The organism is Lacisediminihabitans sp., assembly GCF_036404185.1.
Classification (GTDB): Bacteria; Actinomycetota; Actinomycetes; order Actinomycetales; family Microbacteriaceae; genus Lacisediminihabitans.
The window spans coordinates 1-16,971 of sequence record NZ_DASWPB010000048.1 but is presented as its reverse complement, the minus strand read 5'-3'; the positions used below and the strand labels follow the sequence as shown (position 1 = coordinate 16,971).

19 protein-coding genes are annotated in these 16,971 nt (G+C 69.0%); 3 read left to right on the top strand and 16 right to left on the bottom strand.

Features of this window, described 5'->3' with window-relative positions; translation table 11 throughout:
- Positions 1 to 913 (bottom strand): alpha/beta hydrolase (locus VGC18_RS02530; RefSeq protein ID WP_331093889.1); only part of this gene is annotated, 913 nt, incomplete at its 3' end.
- 82 nt (positions 914 to 995) lie between these two features.
- Here VGC18_RS02530 and VGC18_RS02525 point away from each other — a divergent pair.
- Positions 996 to 1,664, top strand: a complete 669-nt coding sequence (locus tag VGC18_RS02525; RefSeq protein ID WP_331093888.1) for a TetR/AcrR family transcriptional regulator — start codon at positions 996 to 998, stop codon at positions 1,662 to 1,664.
- 28 nt (positions 1,665 to 1,692) lie between these two features.
- On the opposite strand, the gene VGC18_RS02520 is transcribed toward VGC18_RS02525, so the two are convergent.
- On the bottom strand, positions 1,693 to 2,625 hold the full coding sequence (locus VGC18_RS02520) for an NAD-dependent epimerase/dehydratase family protein (protein WP_331093886.1): 933 nt from the start codon (positions 2,623 to 2,625) through the stop codon (positions 1,693 to 1,695).
- Positions 2,626 to 2,714: 89 nt separating this feature from the next.
- Between VGC18_RS02520 and VGC18_RS02515 the strand changes: the two genes are divergently transcribed.
- Complete coding sequence (locus VGC18_RS02515; RefSeq protein WP_331093884.1) at positions 2,715 to 3,281, top strand: TetR/AcrR family transcriptional regulator; 567 nt, start codon at positions 2,715 to 2,717, stop codon at positions 3,279 to 3,281.
- Positions 3,282 to 3,349: 68 nt separating this feature from the next.
- On the opposite strand, the gene VGC18_RS02510 is transcribed toward VGC18_RS02515, so the two are convergent.
- Genes VGC18_RS02510 through VGC18_RS02500 form a run of 3 tightly spaced genes read right to left on the bottom strand, consistent with a single transcriptional unit; the run spans position 3,350 to position 6,296 of the window.
- A complete protein-coding gene (locus VGC18_RS02510; protein WP_414672848.1) occupies positions 3,350 to 4,204 on the bottom strand; it encodes an ABC transporter ATP-binding protein in 855 nt (284 codons plus the stop codon).
- A complete protein-coding gene (locus tag VGC18_RS02505) occupies positions 4,201 to 5,223 on the bottom strand; it encodes a FecCD family ABC transporter permease (protein WP_331093882.1) in 1,023 nt (340 codons plus the stop codon). Before VGC18_RS02505 ends, VGC18_RS02510 begins: the two co-directional genes overlap by 4 nt.
- Positions 5,220 to 6,296: a FecCD family ABC transporter permease gene (locus tag VGC18_RS02500; protein WP_331093880.1), complete on the bottom strand. Its 1,077-nt coding sequence runs from the start codon at positions 6,294 to 6,296 to the stop codon at positions 5,220 to 5,222. The genes VGC18_RS02505 and VGC18_RS02500 overlap by 4 nt, the downstream gene beginning before the upstream one ends.
- Positions 6,297 to 6,385: 89 nt before the next feature.
- On the opposite strand from VGC18_RS02500, the gene VGC18_RS02495 reads away from it, so the two are divergent.
- Positions 6,386 to 7,375, top strand: a complete 990-nt coding sequence (locus VGC18_RS02495) for an iron-siderophore ABC transporter substrate-binding protein (protein WP_331093878.1) — start codon at positions 6,386 to 6,388, stop codon at positions 7,373 to 7,375.
- Positions 7,376 to 7,545: 170 nt separating this feature from the next.
- Here VGC18_RS02495 and der read toward each other — a convergent pair whose 3' ends face one another.
- From der to VGC18_RS02440, 11 genes are all read right to left on the bottom strand, one after another.
- Entirely contained in the window at positions 7,546 to 9,066 is a 1,521-nt protein-coding gene (gene der, locus VGC18_RS02490; RefSeq protein WP_331093876.1) for a ribosome biogenesis GTPase Der, read from the bottom strand.
- A 31-nt stretch (positions 9,067 to 9,097) separates the two neighbouring features.
- A complete protein-coding gene (gene cmk / locus VGC18_RS02485; protein WP_331093874.1) occupies positions 9,098 to 9,763 on the bottom strand; it encodes a (d)CMP kinase in 666 nt (221 codons plus the stop codon).
- Positions 9,760 to 10,851, bottom strand: a complete 1,092-nt coding sequence (locus VGC18_RS02480; protein WP_331093872.1) for a prephenate dehydrogenase — start codon at positions 10,849 to 10,851, stop codon at positions 9,760 to 9,762. The genes cmk and VGC18_RS02480 overlap by 4 nt, the downstream gene beginning before the upstream one ends.
- Positions 10,852 to 10,860: 9 nt before the next feature.
- On the bottom strand, positions 10,861 to 11,223 hold the full coding sequence (gene aroH, locus VGC18_RS02475; RefSeq protein ID WP_331093870.1) for a chorismate mutase: 363 nt from the start codon (positions 11,221 to 11,223) through the stop codon (positions 10,861 to 10,863).
- Positions 11,224 to 11,225: 2 nt separating this feature from the next.
- On the bottom strand, positions 11,226 to 12,011 hold the full coding sequence (locus VGC18_RS02470; protein WP_331093867.1) for a pseudouridine synthase: 786 nt from the start codon (positions 12,009 to 12,011) through the stop codon (positions 11,226 to 11,228).
- Positions 12,001 to 12,597, bottom strand: coding sequence for an SMC-Scp complex subunit ScpB (gene scpB / locus VGC18_RS02465; RefSeq protein WP_331093865.1), 597 nt, complete (start codon positions 12,595 to 12,597; stop codon positions 12,001 to 12,003). Before scpB ends, VGC18_RS02470 begins: the two co-directional genes overlap by 11 nt.
- On the bottom strand, positions 12,587 to 13,417 hold the full coding sequence (locus VGC18_RS02460) for a ScpA family protein (RefSeq protein ID WP_331093863.1): 831 nt from the start codon (positions 13,415 to 13,417) through the stop codon (positions 12,587 to 12,589). Before VGC18_RS02460 ends, scpB begins: the two co-directional genes overlap by 11 nt.
- Positions 13,401 to 14,291, bottom strand: a complete 891-nt coding sequence (locus VGC18_RS02455) for a ParA family protein (protein ID WP_331093861.1) — start codon at positions 14,289 to 14,291, stop codon at positions 13,401 to 13,403. The genes VGC18_RS02460 and VGC18_RS02455 overlap by 17 nt, the downstream gene beginning before the upstream one ends.
- Positions 14,292 to 14,413: 122 nt before the next feature.
- Complete coding sequence (gene xerD / locus VGC18_RS02450; protein ID WP_331093859.1) at positions 14,414 to 15,364, bottom strand: site-specific tyrosine recombinase XerD; 951 nt, start codon at positions 15,362 to 15,364, stop codon at positions 14,414 to 14,416.
- 2 nt (positions 15,365 to 15,366) lie between these two features.
- Entirely contained in the window at positions 15,367 to 15,990 is a 624-nt protein-coding gene (locus VGC18_RS02445; RefSeq protein WP_331093857.1) for an NUDIX hydrolase, read from the bottom strand.
- A 2-nt stretch (positions 15,991 to 15,992) separates the two neighbouring features.
- The coding region (locus tag VGC18_RS02440; protein WP_331093855.1) for a CTP synthase at positions 15,993 to 16,971 on the bottom strand (979 nt) is incomplete at its 5' end.

Sequence of the window (16,971 nt, the reverse complement as noted above, 5' to 3'; positions counted from 1 at the left end):
CGCCCGACAGGGTCCTCGCGAAGTGCGCCGCCGCCTCGTCGGCGGCGATCGCCATGGTGTCTGGCCGGTCGTAGAACTCGAACTGGGTGATCCCGTCGAGCCAGCGCTCCTCCACAGGGCGCGGAACTCTGGCGACGAATTCCCGCACGCTCTGCGGGCTCACGGCGGAGTCGCTCGTGACGATGAGAAGCGGCTGCGTGAGCGCATCGGCCGCGGCCTGGGCGTCGAAAGCGAGCCAGCTCTCCCAGGATGCCGGGTTGAAGGTGTTGTCCCACTCGGGAATGAGCCCGCGCGCGGGATTCGTGTAGTAGTCGGCGCCGGGCACGCTGTTCTCGGGTGTCGGTTCCACGGCGGGAACGAGGGGCTCCTCGCCCGCGCGCTCGAACTGTTCGGCGGCCTCGCGAGCGGTCTGCCGGAGGAACGCCGCCCCGGCCTCTCCTCCGACCTGAGCGATCACGGTCGCGGTGCTGGGCAGCCCCGGCGCGACGAACGCCAGCGAACGGATCAGGGGCGTCCGCGCCGCCGCGGCAGCCAGGTACCCGCTGCCGACGCAGACGCCGAGGCCGCCGACCGCGCCCGGCGCGATGTCGTCGCGCGTGGCGAGATACTCGGCCGCGGCGATGATGTCCTCCGCCTTGACAAGGGGGTCCTCCATCGAGCGCGGCCGACCGCCGCTCTCACCCCAGCCACGGTGGTCGAAGGCGAGGGCCGCGAATCCGCGCGTCGCCATCAGCCGTGCATAACCGGACGCCATCTGCTCTTTGACGGTCCTCCAGGCCCCGGTGACCACCAGCGCCGGATGCGGTCCGGGACCATCCGGCAGAAACAGGGCACCCGCGAGAACCTCCCCATGGGAGAGGAAGCTCACCCGCTGTGCCCCGATCTCTTCGACGCCGGGAATCCGCTCCTGCATGTCACGATCCTTCCGTTAATAGAATGCCATTCCGTAATCAGGATAACAGAATCGGATTCTTATACGCCGCTATGCTGGACGGATGACCTCGTTCCAGCGTGCGCGGACCGCCGACCAGCGGGCCATCCGCACGTCCGAGATCCTCGCGGCCGCGCGGAGCCTCCTCGACGAGGGTGCGCTCGACGAGGTCACGCTGAACGCCATCGCTCGCACAGCGGGCCTCGCCGCCTCCAACGTCTTGCGATATTTCGATTCCCGGGAGGCGGTGCTGCTCCAGCTCGTCGTGGAGGAGACGGAGCTGTGGCTCGACGATCTCGGCGAACAGCACGTCGAGGCGCCGTGGGACGTCGAGGTGCGATGCCGCGACGTCGCGCGGGCCGTCGCAGGGGCCCTCGATCGGCATCCACGGTTCTGCGAGCTCATCAGCGTCCAGGCCGTCGTGCTCGAGCGCCGGATCAGCGACGAGACCGCTGTCCGATTCAAGTCCGTGTCCCTCGCGCAACTACGACGCCTGTCCGAATGGCTGGCGGCGGCGCTGCCCGAGATCGGCGAGGCGAACGACCCAGCGGTTCTCCGGCTTGCGGCCCGCTCCATCCTCGTCGCCGGCGCGCTCTGGGCACAGTCTCGACCGTCCGCCAGCCTGACCGCGCAACTCGCCGAGCACCCCGAGCTGACCCCGCTGGGTCAGCCTTTTCCCGACGGCGTCCGGGAGACGCTCGGCCTCCTCTTCCGCGGCGCAAGCATCGCCTAGCTCCGTCGGATGAAGCGGGATGTCCGTGTCAGCCGCGGAAGTAGAAATCCGCCCGGAGGTCCTCGAGCCAGCCCGGGCGGGCGGGTGCCCAACCGACGAGATCCCGAGTGATCTGCGCGGATGCCGGGCCGTCGATCGCCCAGAAGGCGCCGAGGAATCCGAGATAGTCGGCGATGTCCGCCGCCGCGACGGAGACGGCGGGGACATCGAGGCCCGCCGCTATCGCCTCGGCGACCGCGCGGATCGGCACCCCGCCTTCTCCGACGGCGTGCAGGACGGAGCCGGCCGGCGCGGATTCCACGGCGAGACGGAACAGCCGTGCGGCGTCGTCGCGGTGGACCGCCGGCCACCGGTTGTTTCCCTCGCCCACGTAGGCCGAGACACCGGCCGTACGAGCCGCAGCGATCGCGGCTACGGTGAAGCCGTTGTCACCGGCGCCGTGGGTGGCCGGCGGCAGCCGGACGAGACTCGCGCGGATCCCCCTCTCCGCGAGCGAGAGCACGTGCCTGGCCGTCTCCGACCGATCGCCGCCCCCACTGATCGGTCCGACCGTGGTCTGCGTAGCACGACCGTCGTCCTCGGTCGCGACCACCCCCGGCCCGACACCGACGACACCGAGAATGCCGGATGCGACAACGAGCGGCTTCCCGCTGCCGGCGAGGCCTTCCGCGAGCGCGTCGATCGCGACCCGGTCGTCCTCGGCAGCCCGTCCGTATCCGCCCGAGAACGCGATGTCGTGTTTGAAGGCCAGATGCACGACCCCGTCGGCGGACGACGCGGCGTCCCCGAGCACATCCAAATCGTCCAGCGTTCCGCGAATGGCCTCGGCTCCGGCGGCGCTCAACGCCGTCGCTGCCGCGACGGAACGGGCGAGGGCGGTGACCGAGTGGCCGTGTGCGATCAGATCGGGGACGAGACCACGACCGACCCACCCGGATGCGCCGGTGACGAATATCTGCATTGTTGCCTCCTACTGGATGAATGACGCCTCGTGACTGCAATTATTGGTACACTCGTACAAGAAAAGCAAATGCGACAGTGGAGGACGTCATGACCGGCAGGCCCGTGAATCAGCAGCGCCGGGACGAGCTCCTGGACGCCGTCGTCGGCTATGCGATCGAACACGGGCTCGAGGAGGTGACCTGGCGGCCGCTGTCCAGCAGCCTCGGGGTGACCCCGACAACGCTCGTGCATCGGTTCGGCAGCAAGGAGCGGATGATCGAGGCGGTCCAGCGGCGCCTGCGCGAACGCATCATCGCGGAGACGGCGGCCTCGCCGGACGAGGACGCCACGCTGGCGAGTTCCGTGCGACGGGTCTGGGAACGCGCCTCCGACCCCGCCAGGGACGGGGAGTTCCGGCTGTTCTTCGCCGTCTATGGGCAGGCGCTCCAGGCCCCCGACCGGTTCGGCGACTTCCTCGGACACGTGATCGCGGACTCGACGGGCGCCCTGCGCGCCGCACAGGGCGACGATGTCGATGAGGACACCGCGACGCGGACGGCGACCATCGTCATCGCGACGATCCGCGGTCTCCTCCTCGACCTGCTCGCCACCGGCGACCGCGAGCGGATCCAGGCCGCGGCCGATGCCTTCATCGCCTCCCTCGAGACGACCTGATCGTCTTCGTCGGCACGAACGACGAATTCGACCGCGTGATGCAGGGCTCACCGGCGCGCCCGGGGCGCTCAGTCGCTGCCGCGGGATCCGTGCGACCTGCTGCGCGGGATGACGAGCGGGGTTCCCGTCAGGGGATCGTCGATCACGATGCACGGTAGACCGAACACCTGCTCGACCATCTCGGCCGTCACGATCCGTTTCGGCGGCCCCTCCGCGACGATGACGCCGTCCTTCATCACGACGAGGTGACTGGCGTACCGTGCCGCATGGTTGAGGTCGTGCAGCACCACGACGAGGGTGCGACCCTCACGATGCAGACGCGCAAACAGGTCGAGCAGCTCGATCTGATGGGCGATATCGAGAAAGGTGGTCGGCTCGTCCAGCAGCAGCACCCGCGTCTGCTGAGCCAGGGCCATGGCCACCCAGACCCGCTGCCGCTGGCCGCCGGAGAGTTCGTCGACGAACCGGTCGGCGAACTCCACCACCCCCGTGGCCTCCATCGCCTCGACGACGGCACGCTCGTCCTGCTCGCTGCGCTGTTGGAACAGGCCCTGGTATGGATAACGCCCGCGGAGCACCAGTTCGGCGACGGTGATGCCGTCCGGCGCAGCGGAGTCCTGCGGCAGCAGCCCGATGCGGCGGGCCGCCTCCCGCGGGCGGTACTCGCGAAGCGAGCGGCCGTCCAAAACGATCCGGCCCTCCGTGGGAGGCAGCAGCCGGGCGAAGGCACGCAGAAGAGTGGATTTGCCGCATCCGTTCGGCCCGACGATGACGGTGAACGAACCGGGCGGGATCTGAACGCTGAGGCCGCTCACGACCGGCCGACGCTCGTAGCCGAGGGTCGCCTCGTGGGCCGCGAGGGACGACTCAGGATGTCCCGCCCCCATGCCGCCCTCTCCGTCGTCCCTCGTATACCCGCTCATCGTCGCGCTCCGGTCCCGCGGAGCAGCAGCACGACAAGATAGCAGCCGCCGAGAACGATCGTGACGACGCCGACGGGAACGGCCTGCGGCAGCGCGTGCTGAGCGATCTGGTCGGCCGCGAGCAGCAGTACCGCGCCGACGAGCGCCGACTGGCCAAGCGGGAGCCCGGCGCCGCCGACCATCCGCTTGGCCAGCTGGGGCGCCACGAGCGCGACGAAGGCGATCGGACCAGCGACCGCGGTCACGATCGCGGTCAATGCCACTCCGAGCACGAGGATGCCCAGACGCGTCGGCTCCACCCGCAGACCGTGTGCCGCGGCCGCATCGTCACCGAGTTCGAGCTGCTGGAGCCGACCGGCGACGAGGCAGGTCGCCACCGCGCACACGGTGAGAGCGACCAGCGCCGGACGGAGCTGCTGCCAGTCGATCACGTCGAGCGAGCCAGCCGCCCACACCGACGCGGTCATGGCGACGTTGACCTGCGCGCGCAACTGCAGCCAGAGGTTGAACGCGTTCAGCATCGCGCTCACGCCGATGCCGACGATGATGAGGCGGAATCCCTGCACCCCACGGCGGTAGGCGAGCAGATAGACCGCGAAAGCGGTCGCGAGCCCTGCACCAAGCGCCCATCCCCCGATGCCGAGCTGGCTGCCGGGAAACAGGGTCATGGCCAGCAGCACGCCGGTGTACGAGCCGGCGGAGAAACCGATGACGTCGGGCGAACCGAGCGGGTTGCGGGTCAGAGATTGGAAGAGCGCCCCGGATGTCCCGAGCGCGCCGCCGAAGGCGAGCGCGGCCAGCGCGCGCGGCAGCCGCCACTCCACAACGACGGTCGTCGCGAAGCCCTCGTTGCGGAACAGCGCGGCGATCACCTCGGGTATGGACAGCGGATAGTCGCCGATGCTGAGAGCGACGAGCGCGAGCAGCACGGCGACAACCGCGGTCACACCGATGACGATCGTGCGCCTGCTGCGACGGACTGACGGACGGCGCACCCGGGCCATGGCGGTCACGCTCACAGCCCGATCACCCGCTTGCGTCGCACGAGCACGATCAGGACCGGCGCGCCGAGGAACGCGGTGACGATACCGACGGGAACCTCGCCCGGCGACACCACGAGGCGCGCCGCGATGTCCGCGAGAAGCAGCAGAGCGGGCGCGAGAACGAGGGAGAACGCGATGATCCACCGTTGGTCCGGTCCGACCATCCGGCGGGCCAGGTGGGGAATCATGAGCCCGACGAAGGCGATCGGCCCGGCGACGGCGGTCCCGGCGCCGGCCAACAGGGTGATGGCGACGATCCCGGTTATCCGGGTGCGGACGACGGAGGCGCCGAGGGCGGACGCCCGATCCTCGCCGAGGGAGAGCGCATTGAGGGGGCCGCCCAGAAGGAGGGCGAGCAGCCCGCCAATCGCGAGGAAGGGCAGCGCGGGGAGGAGGACATCCCAGCCTCGATCGCGCAGCGCTCCCGACTCCCACACCCGGAGCACGTCGAAGCGGCGCGGATCCGACAGCCGGATCGCCGAGACGACACCCGCGAGCACCGCGCTGAGCGCGACTCCGGCCAGCAGGAGCTGTTCCGGCCGCAGTCTCTGCCTGCCGAGCGCACCGATGGCGAACACCGCCACGGTGGTGACGAATGCGCCGCCCAGCGCGAACCAGAGATAGCCGGCCGGTGCGGTCACTCCGAAGAAGGCGATGGCGAGCGCGACGAAGAAACCGGCGCCGGAGGTGACGCCGAGAACGCCGGGATCGGCGAGAGGATTACGGGTGAGCGCCTGGACCAGCGCACCGGATGCGCCGAGCGCGGCGCCGACGGCCAGGCCGACTACGGTGCGCGGCAGCCGCAGGTCGACCACGGCGGCGCCGACTTCGGCGGAGACGTTCCCCCCGGTCAGTGCCGTCCACACCGCGGTCGGCGCGACCGGCAGGGAGCCGATGGCCAGGCTCGCAACCACGACGAGCACCAAGACGACGAGGGCGGCGACCAGCATGACCGTACGAGCACCGGAGCTGCGTCGCCGGGCTCGATCGGCCGGGCTCGGCGGTAACGCGATTTCGGCGCTGGGCACTGCCGTCACGACCTCTTTCATTTAGGTTAGGCTAACCTACAGTTTCGCCCGTCGGCGAATCCCCCGCGCACAATCCCACACGCATGTATCAAGGAAGGCAATTCTCCCCGATGAAGAAGCTCCCCGGAATCGTTTTGATCGCCGCCACCGCACTCCTGCTCAGCGCCTGCTCGAGCGGTGCCGGCACCGCGACCCCCGAGCACTCGTCGTCTGCCAGCGCGGCCTTCCCCGCGACCGTCGAGACCACGTTCGGCACGGTGACCGTCGCGAAGAAACCCACGCGCGTGGTCGCTCTCGGTTGGGGAGATGCCGGAACGGCACTCGAGCTCGGAGTGCAGCCGGTCGGCGCATCCGACTGGCTCGGTTTCGGCGGCAAGGGAGTCGGCCCGTGGGACGCCGACAAGTACACGAAGTCCCCGCAGATCATCGAAACCCTCGAGCCCAACTACGAGAAAATCGCAGCGCTCAAGCCCGACCTCATCCTGGACGTGCGCGGCTCAGGGGACGCGGCACGTCACAAGAAGCTGGCGTCGATCGCCCCGACCATCGGTGTTCCGAAGGACGGCGCCAACTACCTGACCACCACGGAGGAGGAGACGATGATGATCGCCACCGCCCTAGGGGAGAAGGCCAAGGGCCAGCAACTGCTCGACGACGTCGCCAAGGCATTCCGGGCGGCCGCGACGGCGCATCCGCAGTGGAAGGGCAAGACCGTGACCGTCGCGACGCGCACGAGCGACGGTTGGGGTGCATACACCGAGGGGGATGTCCGCCTCGAGTTCCTCCAGAATCTCGGTTTCACGCAGTCACCGACCATCGCGAAACTGAAGCCCAATGCGACCGGATTCTCGACCTCGATCTCGGATGAGCAGCTGGGTCTGCTCGACGCCGATCTCATCGTCGCTTTCCCGATCTTCATCGACGCATCGCAGATCACGGACAACGCGCAGTGGAAGACCATCCCTGCCGTCGCAGCCGGTCGATCGATCGTTATCGACGGTGAGCTGTCACTGGCCTACTCCGATGGGACCCCCGGTGCGGAGAAGTATGCGATCGCGAAGCTCACGCCGCTGATCGAGGCGACCAACGTAGGAGAATGAGCCGCGCCCGCGCCGCGCAGCCCCACCGTTCCTAATCCGATCTCAAGGAGATTTCGAGCTGACGGGCCGTTTTCGCCCGAACTCGCATCCCGCTCCAGCCAATCTCCTTGAGATCGGGTTAAGTCAAGCGGCGCAGGTTGGGTTGGGCAGCGTGGATGGGGCACGAACCGCTAGGTGCGCTTGCGCCGCTCCCGCACCCTCATGTTGACGTTGATCGGGCTGCCCTCGAAGCCGAAGATCTCCCGCAGCCTGCGGGTGATGAACCGGCGATAGCCGGGGTCGAGGAACCCCGTGGTGAACAGCACGAAGGTCGGCGGCCGGGTGGCCGCCTGGGTGCCGAAGAGGATGCGCGGCTGCTTGCCTCCGCGGACGGGGTGCGGATGCTCGGCGGTGAGCTCGGCGACGAGGGCGTTGAACTTGCCGGTCGGGATCCGCGTGTCCCAGGACTTGAGCGCCAGCTCGAGTGCGGGGACGAGCTTCTCCAGGTGGCGGCCGGTCTTCGCCGAGATGTTCACGCGGGGAGCCCAGGCGACGTGGGCGAGATCCTGCTCGATCTCCCGTTCGAGGTACCGTCGACGGTCGTCGTCCATGAGGTCCCACTTGTTGAAGGCGAGCACCAGGGCACGGCCGGACTCGAGCACGAGGTCGATGATCCGGACGTCCTGCTCGCTGATCACGTCGCTCACATCGAGCACGACGACGGCGACCTCGGCCTTCTCCAGGGCGGCGCTCGTGCGGAGCGACGCGTAGAAGTCGGCCCCCTGGGCGAGGTTCATGCGGCGACGGATGCCCGCGGTGTCGACGAAGCGCCACACCTTGCCGCCCAGCTCCACCTGCTCGTCGACCGGGTCGCGGGTGGTGCCGGCGAGCTCGTTGACGACCACACGCTCCTCGCCGAGCGTCTTGTTGAGCAGGCTCGACTTGCCGACGTTCGGCCGGCCGAGGATGGCCACCCGGCGGGGGCCGCCGACCTCCTCCTTGGCCACGGCGGACACCTCCGGCAGCACGGTGAGGACGTGGTCGAGCAGGTCGGCCACTCCCCTGCCGTGCAGGGCGGACACCGGCCACGGCTCACCGAGTCCGAGGCTCCAGAGCACGGCGGCCTCCGGCTCCTGCCTGGCGTCGTCGACCTTGTTGGCGACGAGGATGACGGGCTTCTTCGTGGCGCGCAGCATCCGCACGACGTGCTCGTCGGTCGAGGTCGCCCCGACATTGGCGTCGACGATGAACAGCACGGCGTCGGCGAGATCGACCGCGATCTCGGCCTGGGCGGCGACGGAGGCGTTGATGCCCTTCGCATCCGGTTCCCAGCCGCCGGTGTCGACGATGCTGAACCGGCGCTCGTTCCATTCGGCCTTGTAGGTCACCCGGTCCCGGGTGACGCCCGGGGTGTCCTGGACGACGGCCTCCCGGCGGCCGAGGATGCGGTTGACCAGGGCGGACTTGCCGACGTTCGGCCGTCCCACGATCGCCAGCACGGGAAGGGCGGGGAGGTAGACGACCGCATCGGGATCGTCCGTCGCGCTGTCGAGGAGATCGAGGTCCTCCTCGTCGAGGTCGTAGTCCTGCAGACCCGCCCGAAGGGCGTTGGCGCGCATGAGCGCCTCGTCCTCGTCGAGGCTCGCGAGCTTCTCGCCGAGCTGCGGATCGAGGACGGGGTAGTCGTCCCTGTCGAGGTCCTGGTCTGCCATGGGATGGTCCTTAAACTGAATCGACTGGGGCTCAGTCGGCGACCGAACGCACCAGCGCCACGACCGCCTGGACGGTCTGGTCGAAATCGAGATGGGTTGAATCGACGGTGGTCACACCGTCCGCGGCGTTCATGAAGTCGACGACCCGGGAATCCTGAGCGTCGCGCGAGGCGAGTTGCTCGGCAACCGTCCCGGCAGTCTGCCCCGGGATCTCGGCTGAACGCCTGGCCATTCTAGCTTCTTCCGACGCCGTGAGCAGAATTCGCACGTCGGCATCCGGCGAGACGACGGTCGTGATGTCTCGCCCCTCCGTGATGATGCCCGGTTTCCGGCTGGAGGCGATCACCCGCCGGAACAGGTCGACGAGGTAGACGCGCACGGCCGGAACGCGGGCGATGCTGCTCACGACGGCGGAGACACGGGGGTCCCGGATGGCGTGAGTGACCTCGGTGTCGCAGACCCGGACGAAGTAGTGCTCTGGATCGATGCCGATCGAATAGTCGAAGTCCTCGAGCAATCCAGTCACGGCATCCGGGTCCTCGGTGTCGATCCCCCGCTCGAGCGCCTTCCAGGCGAGCGCACGATAGGCGGCTCCCGTGTCCTGGTAGTCGAAGCCGAGGGCACGCGCGGATGCCCGGCTCACGCTCGATTTGCCGCTGCCGGCCGGACCATCCACCGCGACGACGACACGGCTCATCGCCAGGCCCCCGCGATCTTCCAGCCGCCCGCCTCGAGATCGGCGATCAGGCGATCCTCGACCTCGGGCAGGACGGAGATCTCGGCCAGGCCGACCTGGGCGCCGGGCGAGTGCTCGAGCCGCAGGTCCTCCATGTTCACGCCGATGCCGCCGATCTCGGTGAGCAGCCTGGCGAGCTCGCCCGCCCTGTCGTCGACCATGACGACGATCTGGCTGAAGCGCCTGTCCTGTCCGTGCTTTCCCGGGATCCGCGCCACACCCGCGTTGCCGTCCGCGAGGACCTCGGCGACGGCCCGGCGAGCGCCGGGGACGGCCGGTGCGGCGAGCGCGGTGAGGAGCCCGTCGAGGTCGTCCCGGAAGTCGCGGAGGATGGGGACGACGTCGGCCGAGTTCGCCCCGAGGATCTGCACCCAGAGCTCGGGATCGCTGGAGGCGATGCGGGTTGTGTCCCGCAGCCCCTGGCCGGCGAGCGAGATGGCGGCCTCGGTGGACCGGAGCAGCTGCTTGGCCAGGAGGGTCGAGACCACCTGGGGAACGTGGGAGACGAGGGCGACGCTGCTGTCGTGCTGCTCCGCGGACATGATCACCGGGACGGCCCCGAGGTCGAGGACGAGGTCCTCGATGATGCTGATCTGCGCGGTCGGGATGTCGTCGTGCGGGGTGACCACCCAGGGCCTGCCGATGAAGAGATCGGCCCTCGCGGAGATGGCTCCCCCGCGCTCGCGCCCCGCGAGCGGATGGGAACCGATGTACCTGAGGGTGTCGGCGCCGGCGGCCCGGAGCTCGGCCAGCGGCGCGACCTTGACGCTCGCGACATCCGTGACCAGCGCATCCGGGTAGGCGGTCAGCTCGGTCGCCACGACCGCGGCCGTCACATCCGGCGGAACCGCGACCACGATGAGGGCCGGGTCGTCGGTGTCGCGCGCGGCGCGGCCCGCGCCGTAATCGATGGCCAGGTTGAGGTTGGACGGCGACGAGTCGTCGACGATGACGTCGACCCCGGCGGCCCGCAGACGCAGACCGATGCTCGCGCCGAGAAGGCCGGCGCCGACGATCCGAACCTGGCCGACGACGCGGCTCTCGTTCATTCCGTCACCCTACTGCGCGAGGTCGAGGCGCAGGGCGGCCGCGCCACGCAGGTAGGTGTGCTGGATGTACTTGCGCGGGGTGTCGGTCTCCACGAGCGCCATGAGACGGATGACCCTGGGCATGGCACCGGGCACGTTCATCTCGACCGCGCACATCAGGGGCACGTCCCCGAGGCCCAGCTCCCTCGCGGCCAGGGCGGGGAACTCGCTCGTGACGTCGGGGGTCGCCGTGAACATGACGGAGATGAGCGCCTCGGTGTCGATCTCGTTGGCATGCAGCGCCTTGGAGATCAGCTCGGCCGTCGACCGCAACAGGTGATCACGATCGTCGCTGTCGAGCTGGATCGCCCCCCGGATCGCCCTGACTGCCATGCTCATCCCTCCTCGGTCTCGGTGGCCGCCGTGCGATCCGCTTCGCGGGAGATCGTCAGCAGGGCGCCGAGTTCCACCTTAGTCAGATCGCGGATCTCCCCGGCTGCGAGAGTGCCGAGATGCAACGGGCCGAACTGCCTGCGCACGAGGTCGATGACCGGATGCCCGACCGCCTCCAGCATCCGCCGCACGATGCGATTGCGGCCGGAGTGCAGGGTGATCTCGACCATCGTCTGGGCCGCGCCCGCCTGGCCGACGATGCGGGCCTTGTCCGCGGCGATCGGACCGTCCTCGAGCTCGATTCCCGCGGTCAGCTTGGCGATGGTCTGGGCCGACACCCGACCGTCGACCTTGGCGATGTAGGTCTTCATCACGCCGAACGATGGGTGGGCGAGCACATGCGCCAGCTCGCCGTCGTTGGTGAGGATGAGCAGCCCGGAGGTCTGGGCATCGAGGCGTCCGACGTTGAACAGCCGTTCCTGATACCGCGAGACGAAACGCTGCAGATCGGGCCGGCCACGGTCGTCCTGCAGGGAGCTGACGATGCCGACGGGCTTGTTGAGCATGAGATAGCGCCGACTGGTGTCCAGCTGGATGGCGACGCCGTCGACGGAGACCAGGTCGCTCTCCCGCACCCGGCGCCCGAGCTCCGTCACGACCTCACCGTTCACCTCGACCCGACCGGCCTCGATGAGGTTCTCGGACACCCGTCGGGAGGCCACCCCGGCCGCGGCCATGAGCTTCTGGAGACGCACGCCGTCCTCTGCCGGATCGTGATCAGCGGACATCGTCGAAGCCTTCCGAGCCGTCGGCGAGCAGCGGCGAGAGCAGCGGCAGGTCGTCGAGCGAGTTGATGCCGAGCTGGCTCAGCAGGGTGTCCGTGGTGGCGTAGTGGATCGCGCCGGTCTCGCTGTCGGTGTAGGCCTCGGTGATGAGTCCGCGGCCGAGCAGGGTCCGCACCACGGAGTCGACGTTGACGGCGCGGATGGAGGCGATCGCGCCGCGGCTGATCGGCTGTTTGTAGGCGATCACGGCGAGGGTCTCCAGCGCCGCCTGCGACAGCCTCGTCGGGTTCTGGGTCAGCACGAAGTCGCGAACGACCTCGTCGAACTCGCCACGCACGTAGATGCGCCAACCGCCGCCGACCTCACGAAGCTCGAAGCCCCGCCGAACCCCGCCATCCACCCCGTCGTAGTCGGCGACCAGCCGCTCGATCGACTGCCGCACCGCGGGCACGGGCGCGCCGAGAGAGGTCGCCAGGGAGACCAGGCTCTGCGGCTCGTCGGTGACCATGAGGATGGCCTCGAGGCTCCGTTCGAGGTCGAGCGCCGGCGCCCGGGCATCGGTCGGCTCGGAGAAGAGATCAACCGTCATAATCGGCTCCCAAGGTGGAGAGGGCCTCGTCCGACCACTGCTCCGCGGTCCAGCGGACGGTGAGCTCCCCCAGCGGTTCGAGCTGTTCGAAGGCGACCGCCGCGCCCCGGTACAGCTCGAGGATGGCGAGGAATCGCGCGACGACGATTCCCTTGAGCTGGGCGCCGGCGATGAGCTGGCGGAAGGTCATCGGCTCTCCGCGGCGCAGCAGGCTGACGACGTGCGCCGCCTGCTCTCGGATGCTCACCAGGGGTGCGTGCAGATGGTCCAGCCCGACGGTCGGCAGCTCGCGGGGAGCCAGGGCGAGGGCGGCGATCGCCGCGAAGTCCTCCGCGGTGAGCGTCCACACCAGTTCCGGCGAGGTCCTGCGGTATTTCTCCTCCAGCCGCACCGAGCGGGCATGCCTCGTCGACTCGGCCTCGAGGCTGCCTGCGAACCAGACGGTCGCCTCCTTGAAGGCGCGGTACTGCAGCAGGCGCGCGAACAGCAGGTCCCTCGCCTCCAGCAGGGCGACGTCCTCGGCGTCGACGAGCTCGCCCTGGGGAAGGAGACCGGCGACCTTGAGATCGAGCAGGGTCGCCGCCACCACGAGGAACTCGCTGGCCTGATCGAGCTCCTCGACCGAGTCGAGCTCGCGCAGGTAGGAGATGAACTCGCCGGTGACGATGCTCAGCGAGATCTCGGTGATGTCGAGCTCGTGTTTCGCGATGAGCGAGAGCAGCAGATCGAACGGGCCGTTGAAGTTGCCGAGGCTGACCGAGAATCCGGCCTCCAGGTCGTCGATCGTCCGGTCCCTCGCGGTATCAGGCGACGGCGCCACGGACGATCAACTCTCTGGCGAGCTGGCGATAGGCCTCCGCCGCCGCGTGATCCGGGGCGAACTGGGTGATGGGGGTGCCCGCGACGCTCGCGTCGGGGAACTTCACCGTCCTGCCGATGACCGTCTCGAAGACCTTGTCGCCGAAGGTCTCGACGACGCGGTCGAGCACCTCCCGCGAGTGCAGCGTGCGGGAGTCGTACATGGTGGCGAGGATGCCGTCCAGCTCGAGCGCCGGATTGAGCCGATCGCGCACCTTGTCGATCGTCTCGACGAGCAGCGCGACCCCGCGCAGCGCGAAGAACTCGCATTCCAGCGGGATGAGCACTCCGTGGCTGGCCGTGAGGGCGTTGACGGTGAGCAGGCCGAGTGATGGCTGGCAGTCGATGAGGATGACGTCGTATTCCTCGCTCACCTGACGAAGCACCCTGGCGAGGATCTGCTCGCGGGCCACCTCGTTGACCAGGTGGACCTCGGCCGCGGACAGGTCGATGTTGGCCGGGATGACGTCGAAGCCGGAGGTGGAGGTCGACTGGATGGCGTCGTGCGCGTCCTTGACGGTGCCGAGCATGAGGTCGTAGATGTTGGGGACGTCGTGCGCCGTGACGCCGAGCCCCGCGGAGAGGGCGCCCTGCGGGTCGAAGTCGATGGCGAGCACCCTGCGGCCGTAGCCGGCGATCGCGGCACCGAGGCTGATCGCGGTGGTCGTCTTGCCGACGCCGCCCTTCTGGTTGCAGAGGGCGATCGTCCGCGCCGGACCGTGCGAGCCGAGGGGCTTCGGGGTCGGGAACTCCGTGAGCGGGCGGCCGGTGGGACCGTTCGTGACGAGGTTCAGGCCGGAGAGCTCTTCGGCCGAATCGTCACGCTGTGCTGTCATCCCGACATTCCTCACTACTGGTCGCCGGCCGCTGCCGAATCAGTCGATTCTATCGAAGAGAGCGCCCCAGGCCTGTGAGGCTCGCCCCGGTGACCTGCACGGCTGCCGTGCGCGGCACGGGCTCACCGCGCCCGTGGATGGGCCGTCGTGTACATGTCGCGAAGGGTGTCGGCCGTGACGAGGGTGTAGATCTGGGTGGTGGCGACGGAGGAATGACCGAGCAGCTCCTGCACCACCCGGACATCCGCCCCTCCAGCCAGCAGATGCGTGGCGAAGGAATGCCGGAAGGTGTGCGGGGAGATCTCGATCCCGAGGCCGGCCTTCTGCGCCCTGGCCCGGATGATCAACCAGGCGTTCTGCCTCGACACGCGCTGTCCGCGCAGCCCGAGGAACAGCGCGGGGGTCGCCCTGCCCCGCGCGGAGAGTAGCGGCCGCGCCCGCACCAGATACGCATCGATTGCTGCGCGCGCGAAACTGCCGAGCGGGACGATGCGCTGCTTGCTCCCCTTGCCGAACAGGCGCACCATGTCCATGCTGCCCCCCTCGGAGCCGAGCACGTCGTCCACGTTCAGGTCGACCGCCTCCGAGATGCGGGCACCCGTCGCATAGAGCAGCTCGAGCAGGGCCCTGTCGCGCAGCGACTGGATGTCGTCGCCGCTCGCCGCCTCCAGCACGGAGGCCATCTGCTCGATGGTGATGGCCTTCGGCAGCCGGCTCGCCAGCTTGGGCGGCTTGACCTCCGCGGCGACGTTGAGGGTCGCCAGCCCCTCCTCGAACAGGAAACGATGGAACGATCGCACCGACGACAGCATCCGCGCCATCGAGGAGGCGCTCAGCGCCCGGTCCTCTCGGGTGCGCAGGTGCTGCGCGAAGGCCGACACCCGGGCCTGATCGATGGCCGCCGGCGTGGTGACACCCGCGCCGGCGAGGAAACGGAGATATCCGGCGAGATCACGCCGATAGGCCGCGACCGTGTTGGCGGAGAGCCCGCGCTCGATCGAGACGTGCCGGAGATAACGGTCGACCGCGTCCTCGAGGGCCGTGGCCGCTGGACTCTGCGATCGCTCGGTCACCGTCAGCGGAGCTTCGGGTGCCGCGTCCACGGGGATTCGGCGTCGCCGAGGCTGGTCCAGCCCCGCGCCCGTGAGGCGTGGGCGGCCAGGGCGGCGATGGAGAGGATCGAGTTGCCGAGCGAGCGGTTCAGCACCGCGGTGACCACCTCGTCGAGGTCGACCCAGCGGTTCTCGATGTCCGCCTCCTCCTCCCCGCGCGCGAAGGCCTCCTTGGTGGCCTTCAGCCCGCGGGCGAGGTAGACCCGGATGACCTCGTTGCTTCCGCCGGGAGAGCTCGCGAAGTCGCAGAGCAGCTTCCAGTCCGACGCGACGAGGTCGACCTCCTCGGCGAGCTCGCGCTTGGCGGCGGCCAGCGGCCCCTCCCCGTCGATGTCGAGCAGGCCTGCGGGGATCTCCCAGTCGCGGGAGCCGATCGGGTGACGGTACTGCTTGATGAGCAGCACCCTGTCGTGCTCGTCGATCGCGAGGATCGCCACCGCACCGGTGTGATCCATGTATTCGCGGGTGATCGAGGCGTCGCCGTACTCGAAGGTGTCTCGGCGGATGTTCCACACCCGGCCGGTGAAGACGACGTCGGTCTGCTCGACCTGCACGGGGAAGACGTCGTCGGACAGCGGCTCGGTCATCGTCAGACCTCCGTCACTTCGAACAGGCGGCTGGCCTCCTGGCGCTGGAGCGCGGCGGCGATGAGCCCCTGGAACAGCGGATGCGCGCGGTTCGGCCGTGACCGCAGCTCCGGATGCGCCTGGGTGCCGACATAGTACGGATGCACGTCGCGCGGCAGTTCGACGAACTCGACCAGATGCCCGTCCGGAGAGGTGCCGGAGAAGTCGAGACCGGCATCCGCGATCCGGCCACGGTAGGAGTTGTTGACCTCGTACCTGTGCCGATGGCGCTCGGCGACGTGGGTTGAGCCGTAGGCGTTCGCGACGATCGAGCCGTCCACCAGATCGGCGGGATAGAGGCCGAGGCGCATGGTGCCGCCGAGGTCTCCCCCGGCGATGATCTCGACCTGCTCCGCCATCGTCGCGATGACCGGGAACTCGGTCTCCGGATCGAACTCCGAGGAGGATGCCCCGTCCAGGCCGATGACGTTCCTCGCGTACTCGATCACCATGCACTGCAGGCCGAGGCACAGGCCGAGGGCCGGGATGCCGTTTTCCCTGGCGAACCGCAGGGCACCGACCTTGCCCTCGATGCCACGGATGCCGAAACCGCCAGGAACGCAGATGCCGTCGACGTCGGAGAGGTTCTTGGCCGCCCCCTCGGGGGTCTCGCACTCGTCGGAGGGCACCCACCGGATCTTCACCTTCGTCTGCTGGGCGAAACCGCCGGCCCGCAGGGCCTCCGTGACGGAGAGGTAGGCGTCCGGCAGATCGATGTACTTGCCGACCAGGCCGATGGTGACCTCGTACTTCGGCTCGTGCACGGCGGCGAGCAGCTCGCTCCAGCCCGACCAGTCGACGTCGTCCGCCTCGAGGCCGAAGTGCTCGATGATGTAGTCGTCGAGGCCCTGTTCGTGCAGCATCGTCGGGATGTCGTAGATGCTCGGCACGTCGATCGCGTTGACGACCGCCTCCGGATCGACGTCGCACATGAGCGCGACC

Excerpts from the sequence above, each read along its gene's own strand:
- VGC18_RS02525 (WP_331093888.1), top strand. The coding sequence starts at position 996 with ATGACCTCGTTCCAGCGTGCGCGGACCGCCGACCAGCGGGCCATCCGC.
- VGC18_RS02520 (WP_331093886.1), bottom strand. The coding sequence starts at position 2,625 with ATGCAGATATTCGTCACCGGCGCATCCGGGTGGGTCGGTCGTGGTCTC.
- VGC18_RS02455 (WP_331093861.1), bottom strand. The coding sequence starts at position 14,291 with ATGACAGCACAGCGTGACGATTCGGCCGAAGAGCTCTCCGGCCTGAAC.
- VGC18_RS02510 (WP_414672848.1), bottom strand. The coding sequence starts at position 4,204 with ATGAGCGGGTATACGAGGGACGACGGAGAGGGCGGCATGGGGGCGGGA.
- scpB (WP_331093865.1), bottom strand. The coding sequence starts at position 12,597 with ATGACGGTTGATCTCTTCTCCGAGCCGACCGATGCCCGGGCGCCGGCG.
- VGC18_RS02480 (WP_331093872.1), bottom strand. The coding sequence starts at position 10,851 with ATGAACGAGAGCCGCGTCGTCGGCCAGGTTCGGATCGTCGGCGCCGGC.
- der (WP_331093876.1), bottom strand. The coding sequence starts at position 9,066 with ATGGCAGACCAGGACCTCGACAGGGACGACTACCCCGTCCTCGATCCG.
- aroH (WP_331093870.1), bottom strand. The coding sequence starts at position 11,223 with ATGGCAGTCAGGGCGATCCGGGGGGCGATCCAGCTCGACAGCGACGAT.
- VGC18_RS02500 (WP_331093880.1), bottom strand. The coding sequence starts at position 6,296 with ATGAAAGAGGTCGTGACGGCAGTGCCCAGCGCCGAAATCGCGTTACCG.
- cmk (WP_331093874.1), bottom strand. The coding sequence starts at position 9,763 with ATGAGCCGTGTCGTCGTCGCGGTGGATGGTCCGGCCGGCAGCGGCAAA.
- VGC18_RS02515 (WP_331093884.1), top strand. The coding sequence starts at position 2,715 with ATGACCGGCAGGCCCGTGAATCAGCAGCGCCGGGACGAGCTCCTGGAC.
- VGC18_RS02445 (WP_331093857.1), bottom strand. The coding sequence starts at position 15,990 with ATGACCGAGCCGCTGTCCGACGACGTCTTCCCCGTGCAGGTCGAGCAG.
- VGC18_RS02470 (WP_331093867.1), bottom strand. The coding sequence starts at position 12,011 with ATGTCCGCTGATCACGATCCGGCAGAGGACGGCGTGCGTCTCCAGAAG.
- VGC18_RS02495 (WP_331093878.1), top strand. The coding sequence starts at position 6,386 with ATGAAGAAGCTCCCCGGAATCGTTTTGATCGCCGCCACCGCACTCCTG.